The sequence below is a fragment of the Candidatus Methylomirabilota bacterium genome, from assembly GCA_027293415.1.
Lineage (GTDB): Bacteria > Methylomirabilota > Methylomirabilia > Methylomirabilales > CSP1-5 > CSP1-5.
This window is the reverse complement of record JAPUFX010000155.1, coordinates 12,314-27,504: the sequence shown is the minus strand read 5'-3', so window position 1 is coordinate 27,504 and position 15,191 is coordinate 12,314. Positions and strand designations below refer to the sequence as shown.

At 61.1% G+C, this 15,191-nt stretch carries 14 protein-coding genes; 12 read left to right on the top strand and 2 right to left on the bottom strand.

Annotation, left to right across the window (positions count from 1 at the left end; translation table 11 throughout):
* From O6929_11090 to O6929_11045, 10 genes are all read left to right on the top strand, one after another.
* Positions 1-465 (top strand): 4Fe-4S dicluster domain-containing protein (locus O6929_11090; GenBank protein ID MCZ6480932.1); only part of this gene is annotated, 465 nt, incomplete at its 5' end.
* Positions 453-1,223 (top strand): molecular chaperone TorD family protein, encoded by a 771-nt coding sequence (locus tag O6929_11085; GenBank protein MCZ6480931.1) that lies wholly within the window; start codon positions 453-455, stop codon positions 1,221-1,223. The genes O6929_11090 and O6929_11085, both read left to right, overlap by 13 nt.
* Before the next feature lie 249 nt (positions 1,224-1,472).
* The gene (locus tag O6929_11080; GenBank protein MCZ6480930.1) at positions 1,473-1,685 is read left to right on the top strand and encodes a hypothetical protein; all 213 of its coding nucleotides are present in this window, start codon (positions 1,473-1,475) and stop codon (positions 1,683-1,685) included.
* Positions 1,686-1,709: 24 nt separating this feature from the next.
* Positions 1,710-1,910, top strand: a complete 201-nt coding sequence (locus tag O6929_11075; protein ID MCZ6480929.1) for a hypothetical protein — start codon at positions 1,710-1,712, stop codon at positions 1,908-1,910.
* A gap of 21 nt (positions 1,911-1,931) precedes the next feature.
* Positions 1,932-4,760 carry a molybdopterin-dependent oxidoreductase gene (locus tag O6929_11070; protein MCZ6480928.1) on the top strand — a complete coding sequence of 943 codons (2,829 nt, stop codon included), beginning with the start codon at positions 1,932-1,934 and terminating at the stop codon, positions 4,758-4,760.
* 13 nt (positions 4,761-4,773) lie between these two features.
* A complete protein-coding gene (fdh3B, locus tag O6929_11065) occupies positions 4,774-5,379 on the top strand; it encodes a formate dehydrogenase FDH3 subunit beta (protein ID MCZ6480927.1) in 606 nt (201 codons plus the stop codon).
* Between the two features lie 154 nt (positions 5,380-5,533).
* On the top strand, positions 5,534-6,532 hold the full coding sequence (gene nrfD, locus O6929_11060; protein ID MCZ6480926.1) for a polysulfide reductase NrfD: 999 nt from the start codon (positions 5,534-5,536) through the stop codon (positions 6,530-6,532).
* A gap of 16 nt (positions 6,533-6,548) precedes the next feature.
* Positions 6,549-7,322, top strand: a complete 774-nt coding sequence (fdhD, locus tag O6929_11055; protein MCZ6480925.1) for a formate dehydrogenase accessory sulfurtransferase FdhD — start codon at positions 6,549-6,551, stop codon at positions 7,320-7,322.
* Positions 7,323-7,481: 159 nt separating this feature from the next.
* Positions 7,482-9,392, top strand: coding sequence for a selenocysteine-specific translation elongation factor (gene selB / locus O6929_11050; protein MCZ6480924.1), 1,911 nt, complete (start codon positions 7,482-7,484; stop codon positions 9,390-9,392).
* A 100-nt stretch (positions 9,393-9,492) separates the two neighbouring features.
* Positions 9,493-9,699, top strand: coding sequence for a twin-arginine translocase TatA/TatE family subunit (locus O6929_11045; GenBank protein MCZ6480923.1), 207 nt, complete (start codon positions 9,493-9,495; stop codon positions 9,697-9,699).
* Positions 9,700-9,816: 117 nt separating this feature from the next.
* On the opposite strand, the gene O6929_11040 is transcribed toward O6929_11045, so the two are convergent.
* Positions 9,817-10,779 (bottom strand): P1 family peptidase, encoded by a 963-nt coding sequence (locus tag O6929_11040; protein MCZ6480922.1) that lies wholly within the window; start codon positions 10,777-10,779, stop codon positions 9,817-9,819.
* Positions 10,780-10,977: 198 nt separating this feature from the next.
* Between O6929_11040 and O6929_11035 the strand changes: the two genes are divergently transcribed.
* Complete coding sequence (locus O6929_11035; protein ID MCZ6480921.1) at positions 10,978-11,421, top strand: Hsp20/alpha crystallin family protein; 444 nt, start codon at positions 10,978-10,980, stop codon at positions 11,419-11,421.
* A gap of 23 nt (positions 11,422-11,444) precedes the next feature.
* Positions 11,445-13,829: an endopeptidase La gene (lon, locus tag O6929_11030; protein ID MCZ6480920.1), complete on the top strand. Its 2,385-nt coding sequence runs from the start codon at positions 11,445-11,447 to the stop codon at positions 13,827-13,829.
* Here the strand turns inward: lon and O6929_11025 are convergent.
* The gene (locus tag O6929_11025) at positions 13,809-14,816 is read right to left on the bottom strand and encodes a response regulator (protein ID MCZ6480919.1); all 1,008 of its coding nucleotides are present in this window, start codon (positions 14,814-14,816) and stop codon (positions 13,809-13,811) included. The two genes, lon and O6929_11025, sit on opposite strands and share 21 nt — an antisense overlap.
* Positions 14,817-15,191: the final 375 nt, after the last annotated feature.

Genomic DNA, 15,191 nt, shown 5'->3' with positions numbered 1-15,191 from the left:
GGCACCGGGAGGAATCCGGGTCGTGTCAAGGAGAATACCCCCTTCCCCTTCGCCTGGGCCGATGTGCGGGCCGAGGGATGCACCATGTGCCGGTCCTGCGTCAATATCTGCCCGGTCCACGCCTTCAAGCTGGATGACGAGAAGCACACCCTGGAGTTTCGCTACATGAGCTGCGTCGCCTGTGGCATGTGTGAGAAGGCGTGCCCGGAAAACGTCATCACCCTGCATCGGGACCTGATCCTGGAAAAAGCGGCCTTTGCCTATCAGGTGATGGTCCAGGACGAGATGGTGGGCTGCCTCCAGTGCGGGAAAGAATACATCAACAAGCGGGCGCTCGCTGCCATTCAGGTCAAGGTGGGGATGATGGAGGCCTTTCTCGAGGGCCGGGCGGATCTGCTGCTCATGTGCCCGGACTGCCGGGCCGTCAAGGCGATGATGGAAATGGAGAAGGGATGGGAGCCGTGATCGGCGATCGGGAACTCAGCCAGTTCCGCCGTGAGTACTACGAACTTCTCTCTGTCCTTTTCCTGCGGGAGCCGACGGCGGAGCTACTAACGCTGCTCGGGCAGAACCTGGAGGCTCGCGTCGAGGCGGCAGCTGCCCTGCGTCCCCTCTTGGGGGAAGGGTGGCGGGAGGTGGGCCAATTCCTCCAGCAGGATCGGGAGAACCCCCAGGGCCTGGCGGCGAAAGTGGTCGAGGAGTTCACCCCCCTCTTTGTGGGTCCGGGCATCCCAAAGATCACCCCCTGCGAATCTTTGTATCTCACGGGCAAGCTATTCGGTCCCCCCCTCGTCCAGATCCGGAACTTCATGCGGCGGGTCGGGCTCGCGAAGCAGGAGGAGTGGCCTGAGCCAGATGACCACATCGCCTTTACGTCCGATATCATGCGCCAATTGATCACCCGGCAGGAGACTGCAGCCAATCCCGACGAGGAGACCCAATGGCTCAATCTACAGGGGGACTTCTTGAAAGCCCACCTCAGCCGGTGGGTCCCCCGGTTCGCTGAAGATTTAGAAAAGCTCGGGGGAGAGTTCTACCGGGGCGTGGGCAAGGTGGTCCGGGGGTTCCTGGAGTTTGAGAAGGAGCTCCTGGCGGACTGGGGTTCGGAGAGGCCCGCCCATCTGATCCAGGTGAAAGAATCGGGCTTTACGGGGCCCCTGTTTACGGCCGAAGCGGCAGATGAGCCGGAGGAGGAGTCCCCCTCTTGCCCCCCTCACGGATAGGCGGGGACCCCCTTAAAAAATACTTGACAGGCGGGATCGTGTTTCAGATAATCTGTAGGTACTGAAGCACCTACACCTTAACGTAATGTCCTACCAGTAAAGAACTAGGGTCCACCAACCACTGCACGGGGCGTCGTTTATGGCGGCCCAAATTTCAAACCGGGTTTTAATAAACCACCTGAAAGGGATTAGTGTATCCGAAAGGGGGTGATGTGTTTGAACGAAGGGACCGTGCGAAAACTGGACCGAGTGAAGCGCACAGCAGTGATCGAAACGTCGGATGGAAAGGAGGTGACGTTAAAGTTCCCTGAGGATCTCATCATTGAAGTCGCCGAGGAAGAGACCATGGGGATGCAAGGCGGAAGCTTCGAAGACCTCCAGGAGGGGTTCCTGGTCGAGTTCGAGCACGCTGAACTTGAAGAGGGTTCCGGTGTATGTCGCTCCCTGACCTGCATCAGTTGAGGCGAAGGAAAGGGGGATATTTATATGAGTGAGAGTAGATCTGGTAGCGGTCGCAGGACGTTCCTGAAAGGGCTTCTGATGGGCGCCGGTGTCGCAGCCGCTTTGGGGATGACCGGCAAGAAGGCCGCGGCGGCGCCCAAGTCCAAGAAGCCCTCGAGTCGGGAACCCATCCTGTACCGCCGCACCGAAGACGTGGAAAGTTATTACAAGACCCTCTACACCTAGGAGTAGGACGGAGGTATGGGGATGACGCTACGGAGAGTAAGAGCGAGCGAGGCCATGGCCTCGCCCTCATGGCTCGACAAGCTGAACCCCGTGATCGACCGCCGCAGCTTCTTGAGAGCGGCCGGAATCGGAATGGGCGCCGGGGTGATGAGTTCCGCCCTGCCCGGTCCCCTGACCCGGGATGCCGCTGCCGCGGTCGAGGCCCCAAAGCTGAACCAGATTAAGACGATCTGCGGCAACTGCGCCGTCGCGTGCGGCTTTATCGGGGAGGAACAGAACGGGGTTTGGGTCAGCATCGAGCCATGGTTTGAGCACCCCATCAATTTAGGGAGCCTCTGCTCCAAGGGGGCAGCGGGTCGGGAGCACGTGATCAGCGAGAAGCGTCTCCGCTACCCGATGAAGCTGAAGGGCGGAAAGTGGCAACGGATCAGCTGGGACCAGGCGATGTCCGAGATCGCTCAGAAGCTGACCGCGATCCGGAAGAAGCACGGTGCGGACGCGCTGATGATCCTCGGCTCGGCCCACCATGGTAACGAGATGGCGTACAGCATCCGGAAGTTCGCCGCCCTTTGGGGCTCCAATAACATCGATCACCAGGCCCGCATTTGCCACTCGACCACCGTCGCCGGACTCGCCAATGTGTGGGGCTACGGCGCCATGACCAACTCGATGAATGACATCCGCAACAGCCGGAGCATCATGGTCATCGGCGAGAACTGTGCCGAGTCCCACCCGATCTCGATGCAGCATATCCTGACCGCCAAAGAGGTGAACAGGGCCCAGCTCATCGTGATCGATCCCCGGTTCACCAAGACGGCGGCCTTTGCCAATCAGTACTACCGCCACCGCTCGGGCACCGACGTGGCGCTCATCTACGGGCTTTGCAACATCATCCTGGCCAATGGCTGGGAAGACCGGCAGATGATCAACGAGCGGACGTACGGGTTCGACGAATGGCAAAGCGTTGTCAAGAAATTTGACCCAGACACGGTCGCCGATATCACCGGCCTCACCAAGGAGGACCTGCACCGGATCGCCAAGACCATGGCGGACAACCGCCCGGGGACGGTGATCTGGGCGATGGGCGGCACCCAACACACCAACGGCACGTGCGTCACCCGCTCCTACTGCACCATGCAGCTCATCCTGGGCAATATGGGGGTGCGGGGTGGCGGCGCCAATGTGTTCCGGGGGCATGACAACGTCCAGGGTGCGACCGACCTCGGTGTGCTCTCGAACACGTTGCCCGGGTATTACGGCCTTTCCGAGAAGGCGTACAAGCACTGGAGTAACGTCTGGGACGTCGATTTCAACTGGGTCAAGGCGCGGTTTAACCCCAAGACCTTCAACAGTAAGGGCTTCACGGTCGCCCGGTGGTACGAGGGCGTCCTGATGGATGCCAAGAAGGAGCTGAGCAACGGTGGGGTCAACGTCCATGCCGCGCTATACTGGGGCCATAGCTCAAACTCCCAGTCCCAGATGGACCGCGTCAAGAAGGCCCTGGAGAAGGTCGAGCTCTTGGTCGATATCGACCCCTTCGTCACCAACACGGCCGTGCTGCCCGACCGGAAGGATGGGGTCTACCTCCTGCCGGCGGCGACCCAGTACGAGCAGTGGACGAGCGTCACCAACTCGAACCGGGATATCCAGTGGCGCAACAGAATCGTGCCGCCGGTCTGGGAGTCCCGGACCGACCTGGCAATCCTGCTCGACCTCGCCGAGCGGCTCGGGCTCAAGGACAAGCTCATTCACAGCAAGCGGGGCAACTGGAAGGGCGTGCCAAAGAGCGCGAAGGATCTCAAGGAGCTTCCGGAAGAAACCATCGACGACATCATCCGGGAGTGGAACCTTGGCATGCGGACCATCGGCATGGTCGGCCAGACCCCAGAGCGGATGAAGCGGCAGCAGAAGTGGGCCCACGCCTTTGAGGTAAAGACCAAGCGCGCCGAGGGTGGGCCGGTCGATGGGGAGTACTGGGGTCTCAGCTGGCCCTGCTGGAACGAGAAGCATCCCGGCACCCCCATCCTGTACCGGATCGAAGTGCCGGTGGCCGAGGGGGGCATGGGCTTCCGGGCCCGGTGGGGGGTCACGTCGCCCGACGGCCAGACCATGTTGGCGTCGGCTGGCTCGGCCCCGCCGAAGAGCTCCATCGACGGCGGTTATGCTGAGCGGAAGAACTGGAAGACCGATCTCAGCGGTAAGGTATTTGAAGAGGCCATCGCCCAGGGGCTCGCCCCATACGGCAACGGCCGGGCCCGGTTCAAGGCCTGGAATATCCCGGACCCGATCCCGCTGCACCGGGAGCCGCTCCACAGCCCGCGGCCCGACCTTATCGCCAAGTACCCAACCTACGATGATGTCAAGAACCATTACCGCGTGCCGACCCTCTGGAAGAGCCTGCAGAAGCCGGACTGGGTGAAGAAGTACCCGATCATCCTGACGACCGCCCGGCAGGTCGAGTTCGAGGGGGGCGGTGCGGCCGAGCGGGCCTGCTGGTGGCTCGTTGAGCTGAACTCGATGTACTGCGAGATTCACCCGAAGCTGGCCAACGACTACGGGATCAAGCACGGCGGCTGGATGATCATCGAGTCGCCGGAAGACCTGGATGACAAGCCGAGTATGGTCAAGGTACAGGCCAAGGTGACCCGCCGGGTGGGGCCCGACACCGTCATGCTCCCCTTTCACTGGGGCGGCTCTTTCGAGGGGAAGTCGCTCGCCCACAAGTTCCCCGAGGGGACGGTGCCTTACGGCATCGGCGAGTCGGCCAATGTGATCACCAACTACGGCTACGACCGGGTCACCCAGATGCAGGAAACCAAGACGGGCCTTTGCCGGATCCGGAAGGCCTAAGGAGGTGTGAGCTATGGCGCTATTGACGCCTGCGCGGATGAAGTTCTACATCGACGTCAAGCGCTGCATCGAATGCGGCGGCTGCGAGGTCGCGTGTAAGAACGAAAATAACGTCCCGCAGGGCATTGCTCGCATCCGGGTGGTCACGGTGAACGAGGGGGTGCCGGGGGAGACGAACGTCGCCGTCCCCTGCATGCACTGCTCCAAGGCACCGTGCGTGGCCGTCTGTCCGGTGGATGCCCTATACCATCGACCGGATGGGATCGTCCACGTCAACAAGGAGACCTGTATCGGGTGCGGGTATTGCCTGTACGCCTGTCCCTTTGGAGCCCCGCAGTTCCCCAAGTCCAGCCCCTTTGGGGCGCGGGGCGTCATGGACAAGTGCACCTACTGCGCCGGCGGGCCCGAGGAGCCGCTCTCGGAGAAGGAGCGGCGGATGTACGGGTCCAACCGGATCGCAGAGGGGAAGTTGCCCATGTGCGCCTCGGTTTGCTCCACCAAGGCGCTGGTGGCCGGGGATGCCGAGGAGGTGGCCAATGTGGTGCGGACGCGGATGGCCGCCCGCGGCTCTGGTGGCGGCGCCTGGGGGTGGGGGAGTGCCTATCCCACGGGTAGGTAGGCGGGTTCTAGTACGCCAAACGTAGCAGCCTCGTTTTTGCACTTGAGAAACCGGGATCCCCACCGGTATCCTTATATCGAGGGCACCGGTGGGGATTTCCTTGCTTTAGGGGTATTTTTCAAAACCATTAACCCGTGGGCAGGAGGGGATAGCGATGCCACCAATTGATCAGTTGGACCCGAGTGGCCCACTTGTCCAGCTCGTGGCCCGCCAGTGGTCTTCGACGCCTCACATCCCGCTGTATCTCTTTTTCGGAGGGTTGGCGGCCGGGATCTTTATCGTTGCAGCGATCTGCGACCTGGTCAGCCTGAAGGCCCCTCGGTTTGAAGCGGTGGCCAAGGCCGCTGGGTATTTGGCCTTCCCCATGGCCGCGCTTGGCGGACTCTTTCTGTCAATTCACCTCGGGAAGCCGGAGCGGGGGATCCTCTTTCCGCTCTTCTTCACAAACTTTGAGTCGTGGATGGTCATCGGCGCGTGGATCCTTGCCCCCTTCATGGCCGTGTCTGCAGCCTACCCAGCTCTGTGGTTCTTTGGGGTGGACCGCCGGGCACGGATTGTGGTCGCTATCGTCGGAATTCCCGTGGCGATCGGACTCGCAGGGTATACCGGGTTTCTCTTGAGCGCTCAGGGATTCGTCCCTCTCTGGAGCCAGAAATATCTCCCCATCATGTTCCTGAACTCCGGGGTCACAACCGGGATCGCGCTCGCCGGCATTGCGACGCTCGTGGCCACCCAGATCTCCTTGCCTTTGGTGGGGCCGATACGCTTGGAAGACCGGGACCGCTCTGACGTGATTCGATGGCTCACCCTTTTCATGGGGATTGCCATCCTCCTCGAGTCCTTCGAGTTGTATAGCTTCATGGGCTATCTGACGCAGAAAGCGAAGGGGGGGGAGTTCGTCGTCAATGTGCTCACTCAAGGAGCCCTGTCGTCCTGGTTTTGGGGCGGGGTCGTCGGAGTGGCCCTGGGGCTTCCATTGCTCCTGGCCGCAGCGAGCTTCCTGACCAAGCGGCCCATCCCGGCGTTAGCATACTCCTATTTCGGCCTGGCCCTGTTGGGAGGAATGATCCTCCGATTTGTCATCGTGTGGGGGGGCGAGTACAAGCAGCCTCTCGTCTTTCCCCCCTCCAAGTGGCCCTTTAACCTGTACTAGCCGATGCTGGAGGCGCGTGGGTACCTACCGATTCAAGGCAGGACGATTCGAGGCACTCGACAAGGGCGTGGTCACGGAACGACCCCTGACGATCATGGTGAACGGCCAAGAGCTGGCCACCATGATGAGCACCCCGGTCCAGCTGGACTGTCTGGTGGTGGGGTTTCTCTCCTTCGAAGGCATCATCGAAGATCTCTCTGAGATTGCCTCGCTTGAGATTTACGAAGAGATGGGCCTCGCCGAGGTCACCCTGACCAAGCCGTTCACCCCCCCGACCCGGCGTGTCTTCACCTCGGGGTGCAGCGGGGGGATCACCTTCTCGTTGACGCTGCAGCAATACCCCCCGATCCTTACCGACGATCTGCTGCGACCGGAGCAGGTCTATCCCCTCATGCGGCAGCTCTTTGATGCCTGTACCCTGTACAATGCCACCCGAGGGGTCCACGGGGCGGCCCTGAGCGACGGTGAGAGGCTCCTCATTGTGGCAGAGGATGTCGGCCGCCACAATGCTTTGGACAAGATTATGGGGGAGGCCCTGTTAAAGGAAATCCCGACTCAGGGGCGACTCCTTTTGAGTACCGGACGGATCTCCTCGGAGATGCTCCGGAAGGGAGCGCACATGGGAACCCCCTTCATCATCTCGCGGACCTCCCCCACTTCCTTAGCTATTGAAGGGGCAAAACAGCTCGGAATTACCTTGATCGGTTACGCCCGCGGGGATGGCTTTCATCTCTACACCCATCCAGAGCGGATCCTGTACACGGCTCCCGAGCCGACACCTGCCCGATAAGTCCTCCCCCGTGTTCATCTGGCTCCTATCCTTTCCCTCTCCGATGACCGCATCCACTGCCCGGAACCCTATTGAGGTTTGGACGGTGGCTCCGTATAATTCCGGTACCATGCCGCTCCGTGTAGGTAATGGACGTTCGGAAGTCGAGGGGATCCGCCCATGAAACGCATCGTCATCGGGACCGCGGGCCACATCGATCACGGCAAGACCGCCCTGGTGAAGGCCCTCACCGGTATCGATACCGACCGGCTCAAGGAGGAGAAGGAGCGAGGAATTTCCATCGAGCTCGGCTTTGCCTCCCTGAGGCTTGGGGATGACATCATCCTCGGGATTGTGGATGTTCCCGGCCACGAACGGTTCGTCAAAACGATGCTGGCTGGCGTGGGAGGGATCGATCTGGTCATCCTGGTCATTGCCGCCGACGAAGGGGTCATGCCCCAGACCCGAGAGCACCTGCACATCTGCGAGCTCCTGGGCATCCGACGGGGACTTCTTGCTCTTACCAAGAAAGACCTGGTAGATCCCGATTGGCTCGAGCTGGTGTCAGAGGAGGTCCGGACCTTCCTGGCGGGAACATCCCTCCAGGATGCGCCGATCGTCCCTGTCTCCGCCATCAATGGCGAGGGCCTCGCTGAACTCCGAGACGCCCTCGCCAGCCTCGCCACCGAGACCCATCCGAGACGCACGGACGGAGTCCTCCGACTTCCTATTGACCGCGTCTTCACGATCCGGGGCTTTGGCACCGTCGTGACCGGAACCCTCTGGACTGGCTCCCTTGCCATCGGCGACGAGGTGACGATCCTCCCCAAGGACCTGCACTCGCGGGTCCGGCGGCTCCAGGTCCACAACCAGAGTGTGGAACGGGCCTTTGCGGCCCAGAGAACGGCGGTCAACGTTCCGGGAATCGAGACAGACCAGATCGAGCGGGGAGATATCCTCTGCTCTCCCAACACCCTCCGGGTCAGCACATCCATGGAGGCCACGCTGGCACTACTGCCGGACGCCCCAAGGCCGTTGAGGAACCGGGCTCGAGTCCGATTCCATCTCGGCACGGTCGAGATCCTGGCCCGTGTCATTGTCTTAGACCGCGAAGAGGTGAACCCGGGAGGGGAGGCATATGTTCACCTCCGTCTTGAGCAGCCCACCGCCGCTCAGCCTCACGATCGGTATGTCCTCCGGAGCTACTCGCCTATGACCACGATCGGCGGCGGGATCATCCTGGACCCCTACGCCCCTCTCAAGCGACGAAGGCGACCGGAGGTCGTTGCCCATTTGAAGATACTGGAGCACGGTTCTTCTCGGGATCGTATCCTGGAACTCTTGAAAAGCAGCAGCTCCCCCCTCCCATTGCCGACCCTCCGATCCGTCGCCGGCCTGGATTCCGGCCTCCTCCAGGAGCAACTTCAAGAGCTCTTGGGACTCGAGAAGATCATCAGTCTCAAGGGACGGGAGGGAGAAGCCTACCTCCATCGTGAGGCCTATGACGATCTCAAAGGAACAATGCTCAGCCTGCTGAAACAGTTCCACACCCAGCACCCCTTGCGGGAGGGGATCTCTAAGGAGGAGCTCCGTTCTCGCATGGCGACGAGGGTCTCCCCACCCCTCTTTACTCAGCTCCTCACCGACCTCACGCAGGCGGGAGAAGTGGCCCAGGATCGGGACCGGGTCCATCTCACTGCACACCAGGCGCAGCTCTCGCCAGCAGAGACAGCCCTTCAGGAGCGCCTCGAGAACCATTACCAAAAGGCTGGACTCCAGCCCCCGACCACCGATGCAGCCTTCAAGGAAGCAGCGACAGACCGGAAGGCGGCGCAGGCGGTCTTCTTCCGCCTGGTGGAGCAGGGTATCCTCATCAAAATCAACGATGAGTTATATCTGCATCGGGATGCCTACGAGCGGGCAAAGGCTCTTCTCCGCGCCCATTTCGAGCGCCATCCCTCGATCTCTGTCCCTACGTTCAAGGACCTGCTGGGACTCACCCGGAAGCACGCCATTCCCTTCCTCGAACATTTCGACCAGATTAAGCTCACCAGACGTTCAGGAGACGAACGGGTGCTTTACGGCCAGTAAGAGGGGGAGAGTTTTCCTTGACAGGAGGGCAGAGATATACGATCTTTAAGTAAGGACAGGCCTAAATTCAAAGGGTCTGACCATACCCTGAGGAGGAGTAATGTTCGGACTGGGCGTTCCAGAGCTTCTCGTGATCCTTTTCATCGTCCTGATCGTCTTCGGGGCCAACCGCCTCCCGGAGATCGGTAGCGGGATGGGTAAGGCCATCCGGGGATTCAAAGATGCCACCTCGGGCAAGGATGCCATAGACGTCACGCCGAAGGAGGGGAAAGGGACCGAAGAGAAGACCGAGGAACAGAAGAGCTAGACACTCTGATCACCCTCTTTTACCCACCGCAGCCCCTCGTCCCTGCAACGCAAAACTTTTTCGGCCCCTCCAAGCCATTAGCTACACGATCAGCTGCGCCCTGCGAGCAAGAGCCTGTCAGGAATGGAGATCCTGGTAGGCTGGGACCCCACCAAGGCTTGTGGCGGTCTTGACGGCGCGCAGGACGGCCGCGGCCACTACCTCTGCCCCGGCTTGCCCCACCAGATTCACGTCCCCATCCACCCGCCCGGTCGCCAGGGTGAAGATGATGTCCCCGTCAAAGGCGGTATGAACAGGCGAGATAGTTCGGGCCAATCCCCCCTGCCCCATGCGAGCCACCAGGATCGCCTCGCCCTTGGTCAGACGGGCATTCGTCGCTATCACCGCCAATGTGGTGCTCTGGATGTGGAAGGCCCGCCGAAGGTGTCCCTGCTTCATTTGCAGGGAGGTATCCGCAGGCAATCCCGTCGCCGGGTCCCGCACTCCGGCCACAATAGCGCCTGTCGACGGATCCCGCACATCGCCAAAGGCGTTCACGGCGGCCAACGCCCCAACCCTGAGTCCCCCGCGGAGTTCGACACTGGTGGTCCCCACCCCACCCTTCATGGCGTGCCGGACGCCGAAAAGCTTCCCCACTGTGGCCCCCGTCCCAACGCCGACACTCCCCTCCTCCATCTGCCCCTCGTGAGCTGCCTCGCAAGCCCGGTATCCCATAGCCGCATCCGGTCGCGTTCGGAAATCTCCAATCCCCAGGTCAAAGAGGATGGCGCCAGGGACGATGGGAACCTTGGTCACTCCCACATCAAAGCCCGTACCTCGCTCCTCTAGATACCGCATCACCCCAGCGGCCGCCTCGAGCCCGAAAGCGGAGCCCCCTGCGAGGAGTATGCCGTCGACCTTGTCCACCAGGTGATGAGGAGCCAAGGCGTCGAGCTCCCTCGTCCCCGAGGCCCAACCCCGCACGTCCACCCCCCCAACGGCTCCTCCATCACAAAGGATGACGGTGCACCCGGTGCACGCCTCGACGTCGGTGGCATGCCCAACCCGGATCCCCTCCACGAGCGTGATGCCCGGTTCCATCCGCGCCTCCTCCCCATGGCTTTTCGCTCATTCTACCCACCTCCTCTCCCATCCACAAGTCAGCAAGGTCGGTTGATCTCGTCCTCGCCTTTTGCTATGGTAGGAAGAATAGCGAGTGCCAGTCCTTCACGTGGGTCGAGCGGACACTTATCGAGTCGAAAAAACGATCTGGGTGTCGGCGAGAACTGGGAGCGTTTGATGAGGTATCCGGCAGAGGATATCGAGCGAGAGTTCCAGCAGCTCCGCGCCCGCTTGGCTGAGATGATGGATACCCTGCTCCACCGGGGGCGCCCCACCCTTGTCCGGGGCTCCAGCTTCAAGCCGGCCATCGACGTCTACGAGACGAGCTCGGCGGTCATCATCGTGATGGAAATTTCCGGCGCAAAGGGGGAGGAAATCGATGTCACCATGGAAGGGAATCGGCTCCGGATTGCCGGGGTCCGGCGCGTCGCTGCCCCCCTCGATGCGCAGCGATGTCACCAAATGGAGATCGAATTCGGGCCTTTCGAGCGATGGGTGAGTCTCGACTTTTCACCACCCCGTGACGCTGTGGAAGCCACGTATCGGGACGGGTTCATCCACGTCACCATTCCCAAGCAAGCAGTATCCACGGCTTCCACCGTCCGAATCCTCAGCGAGTAATCAGCGACGCCGGGAGGTACTCCATGGCAGCGCAGGAAGTAGTGCAGAGCACGCCCACGGGCGCCGATTCCCAGATTCCTCCGGAACTTCCCATCCTGCCCCTGCGCGGCAGTGTCCTTTTTCCCCACGTCATTATTCCTATCCTGGTGGGGCAAGAAAAGTCCATGCGCCTCGTCGATGAGGTGGTGATGGGAAACCGGATCATCGGGATTGTGGCCCTCAAGAATAGAGAGGTGGAAGACCCCCGCCCGGAGGATTTCTTTCCCGTGGGAACAGCAGCGGTCATCGCCAAGATGATCAAACTTCCCGACGGGACCATCAGCATCATGGCTCAGGGTCTCGAGCGGATCCGCCTCTCTCACATCACTCAGACCGACCCTTACTTCCGCGCAAGCATCGAGCCGCTGCCCGACGCAGGAGAGCAAGACAAGGAGGTCGAGGCGCTGATGGTCAACCTGCGCCGCCTCTTCCAGCAGGCGGTGGAGCTTTCTCCCAACCTGCCCCCCGAACTCTCCATCCTGGCTCTCAACATTGACGAGAGCGGGATGCTCGCGGACATGGTCGCCTCGAACCTGAACCTCTCGGTGGAGGAGAAGCAGGAGGTTCTTGAAGCCACGGAGGTTAAGGCTCGCCTGAGGCGAGTGACCGAACTCTTGACGGGACAACTGGAGGAACTCGAACTCAGTAGCCAAATCCAGGCTCAGGTCAAGGCGGGGATGGAGAAGGGGCAACGAGAGTATTACCTTCGCGAGCAACTCAAGGCCATCCAGGGGGAGCTGGGAGAGGGAGATGAGCGGACCCAGGAGATCGAGGAGCTGCGTCAGCGGATCGAGGAGACTCCCCTGCCGGACGAGACCCGAGAGACCGCCCTGCGGGAACTCGGACGATTCTCCCGGATGCCGCCGGCTGCCGCGGAGTACAGCGTGGTCCGGACCTATCTCGAATGGCTCCTCGAGCTCCCGTGGCTCAAGGGCACCGATGATCGCTTGGACATCACTGCCGCCGAGCAGATCCTCGACGAGGATCACTACGACCTTGAGAAGGTCAAAAAGCGGATCGTGGAGTACTTGGCGGTTCGTAAGCTGAAAAGGGACATGAAAGGACCCATCCTCTGCTTTGTCGGTCCGCCGGGGGTCGGAAAGACCTCACTGGGTCACTCCATCGCGGCCGCGTTGGGCCGGAAGTTCATCCGAATCTCGCTGGGCGGGATCAGGGACGAGGCAGAGATCCGGGGCCACCGCCGGACCTATGTCGGCGCCCTCCCGGGCCGGATCATTCAAAGCATCCGCAAGGCCGGCAGCAACAATCCCGTCTTTATGCTGGACGAGGTGGATAAGATTGGGGCTGACTTCCGAGGGGACCCGTCCGCCGCTTTGCTCGAGGTGCTGGACCCGGAACAGAACACGAGCTTTTCGGACCACTACCTGGAGATCCCCTTTGACCTATCACGGGTGATGTTCATCGCGACCGCCAACATCTTGGATCCCGTTCCTCCTGCCCTCCGGGACCGGATGGAGGTTCTTGAGTTGCCCGGGTACACCGATTCCGAAAAGCTTCAGATTGCCAAGCGCTATCTCATTCCGAAGGAGCTCGATGCCCACGGTCTCACGGCGGACCATCTGTCGTTCACCGACGACGCTATCCTGAGGATCACCAGCTCTTACACCCGTGAGGCAGGTGTGCGGAACCTGGAGAGGGAAATTGCCACCATCTGTCGGGCGGTGGCCAAGGAGGTGTCTGAAGGGCGGACTGAACCGGCATCCATCACCGCAGAGGACCTACACGCTTTGCTCGGTCCGGTGAAGTTCTACTCGGAGGTGGCTGAGCGGACCTCTCAGCCCGGAGTCGCGATTGGGCTTGCCTGGACCTCTACGGGCGGCGATATCCTTTTTGTGGAGGCCACGAAGATGCCGGGGAAAGGCAATCTCATCCTGACCGGTCTCCTGGGAGAGGTGATGAAGGAATCAGCAGAGGCGGCCTTGAGCGCCATCCGAAGCCGCTCCCGAGAAATGGGCCTCCCTGAGGACTACTTCCTTAAACAGGACATCCACATCCATGTCCCCGCGGGAGCCATCCCGAAGGACGGGCCGTCCGCCGGGATTACAATGTACACTGCCCTCTATTCGCTCGTGACGGGTCGCCCGGTCCAGAGCGAGATCGCGATGACGGGGGAGATCACCCTCCGGGGGCAGGTTCTTCAGGTCGGCGGGATTAAGGAAAAGGCGCTGGCGGCCAAGCGGGCAGGGCTGAAGGAAGTCCTCCTCCCCGAACGAAACGCCAAAGACTTGGAGGATGTCCCGGAAGAGATTCGCCAAGGGCTGGACTTCAAGTTCATCCGAAGCGTGGATGAAATCCCGGAACTCGCCCTCGTCCCGGAGGAGGCCCTGCTACCGCAGGAGGGCCGGTGACTCCGTCTTCAAAGATCCCCCAGCACTGCTGAGCATAGCAAAGAACTCGGCTACCACCCTGGGATCATACCAACCCTTGCCACCTTCTTCTTGAAGGATCTTCAGCGCCTCGGCGGGGGAGAAGCCCACCTTATACGGACGCTCAGTCCTGAGGGCGTCGTACACGTCCACGATCTGGAGGATCCGGGCGGTGAGGGGGATCGTTTCTCCCTTGAGGCGGTCAGGGTAGCCACTGCCATCCCACCGCTCGTGGTGGTGGCGGATAATAGGAAGAACCAGGCGCATCGATCGCAAGGGCTGGCAGATCCGCTCGCCGACCTCCGGATGCATCCGCATGATTTCCCACTCCTCCGGCGTCAGGCGGGCAGGTTTGAGGAGGATTGCTTCAGGGACAGCGATTTTCCCGAGATCATGGAGATACCCTGCCCGACGAAGCGCAGTGAGATGATCGGAGGGCAGGCCGAACCGTCGCCCGAGCTGGACGCCATAATCGGCCAGGCGCTCACAGTGTCCTTGGGTTGAAGGATCCTTGGCCTCAACGGCGAGGCCTAGACTGACGAGAACGCCGTCCACATTTTCCAGCTCATCGGTAAACTGCTTGAGTCTCAGGAGGGAGCCGACCCGGGCATCCAGTTCTAGGCGATGAACGGGCTTCGTCAGGAAATCATCGGCCCCGGCCTCGATTCCTCTGACACGGCTCTCCAGTTCTCCGGACGTAGTCACGATGATGATCGGGATCAGGCGGGTATGCTCGTTCTGCTTGATCTCTTTACAGACCTGGTAACCGTCCGGCGGCGGCATGTGGGTATCGAGCAGGATCAGGTCTGGAGGTTCCTGGGCTACCTGCGTTAGGGCCTCCCGCCCGTTCCTGGCTTGGACGATTTGGTAGTCGTGGACGTTGAGAAAGGCCTCCAGGAGTTCCAGATTTTCCTCTTGATCGTCCACCACCAGAATGCGAGGCTGTCGTTCCTCGGGCAGATCCGTCATCGGCACACTCTCTCGTTCTCAAAATTTGCAAGAGCCATTCCAGACCTACCTCTGCCCCGAAGAGCCTTGCGAAAGGGGGAGCCGACTGTTACACTTGCGCTGTCTTGATATAGCAGGGAGGCGGATTGGGCCTGGTGGCTTTCCCGGTCTTCAAAACCTGAAACACCCTCACCCCGGCAATCCTGAAAAATCCAAAGGTTGCCGGGTTTCTCTTTTTTGGTGGGCCTTTGTATGATATGCCCCACTGTGAGCTTTCGGGTTGTCCGGAGTCAAAGGGGCCTTTCGGCACTCTAATAATTGACAAATCGTAAACATGGCGAAGCCTAAGCCCAAGCCCTCCCGCAGTGGTCGGAAGGTTGCAAAATCGAGGCCATC

Bases quoted from the DNA above. Each gene is read 5' to 3' on its own strand.
- O6929_11035 (MCZ6480921.1), top strand. From the start codon at position 10,978: ATGAGGTATCCGGCAGAGGATATCGAGCGAGAGTTCCAGCAGCTCCGC.
- O6929_11085 (MCZ6480931.1), top strand. From the start codon at position 453: ATGGGAGCCGTGATCGGCGATCGGGAACTCAGCCAGTTCCGCCGTGAG.
- O6929_11025 (MCZ6480919.1), bottom strand. From the start codon at position 14,816: ATGACGGATCTGCCCGAGGAACGACAGCCTCGCATTCTGGTGGTGGAC.
- nrfD (MCZ6480926.1), top strand. From the start codon at position 5,534: ATGCCACCAATTGATCAGTTGGACCCGAGTGGCCCACTTGTCCAGCTC.
- fdh3B (MCZ6480927.1), top strand. From the start codon at position 4,774: ATGGCGCTATTGACGCCTGCGCGGATGAAGTTCTACATCGACGTCAAG.
- O6929_11040 (MCZ6480922.1), bottom strand. From the start codon at position 10,779: ATGGAACCGGGCATCACGCTCGTGGAGGGGATCCGGGTTGGGCATGCC.
- selB (MCZ6480924.1), top strand. From the start codon at position 7,482: ATGAAACGCATCGTCATCGGGACCGCGGGCCACATCGATCACGGCAAG.
- lon (MCZ6480920.1), top strand. From the start codon at position 11,445: ATGGCAGCGCAGGAAGTAGTGCAGAGCACGCCCACGGGCGCCGATTCC.
- O6929_11045 (MCZ6480923.1), top strand. From the start codon at position 9,493: ATGTTCGGACTGGGCGTTCCAGAGCTTCTCGTGATCCTTTTCATCGTC.
- O6929_11075 (MCZ6480929.1), top strand. From the start codon at position 1,710: ATGAGTGAGAGTAGATCTGGTAGCGGTCGCAGGACGTTCCTGAAAGGG.
- O6929_11070 (MCZ6480928.1), top strand. From the start codon at position 1,932: ATGACGCTACGGAGAGTAAGAGCGAGCGAGGCCATGGCCTCGCCCTCA.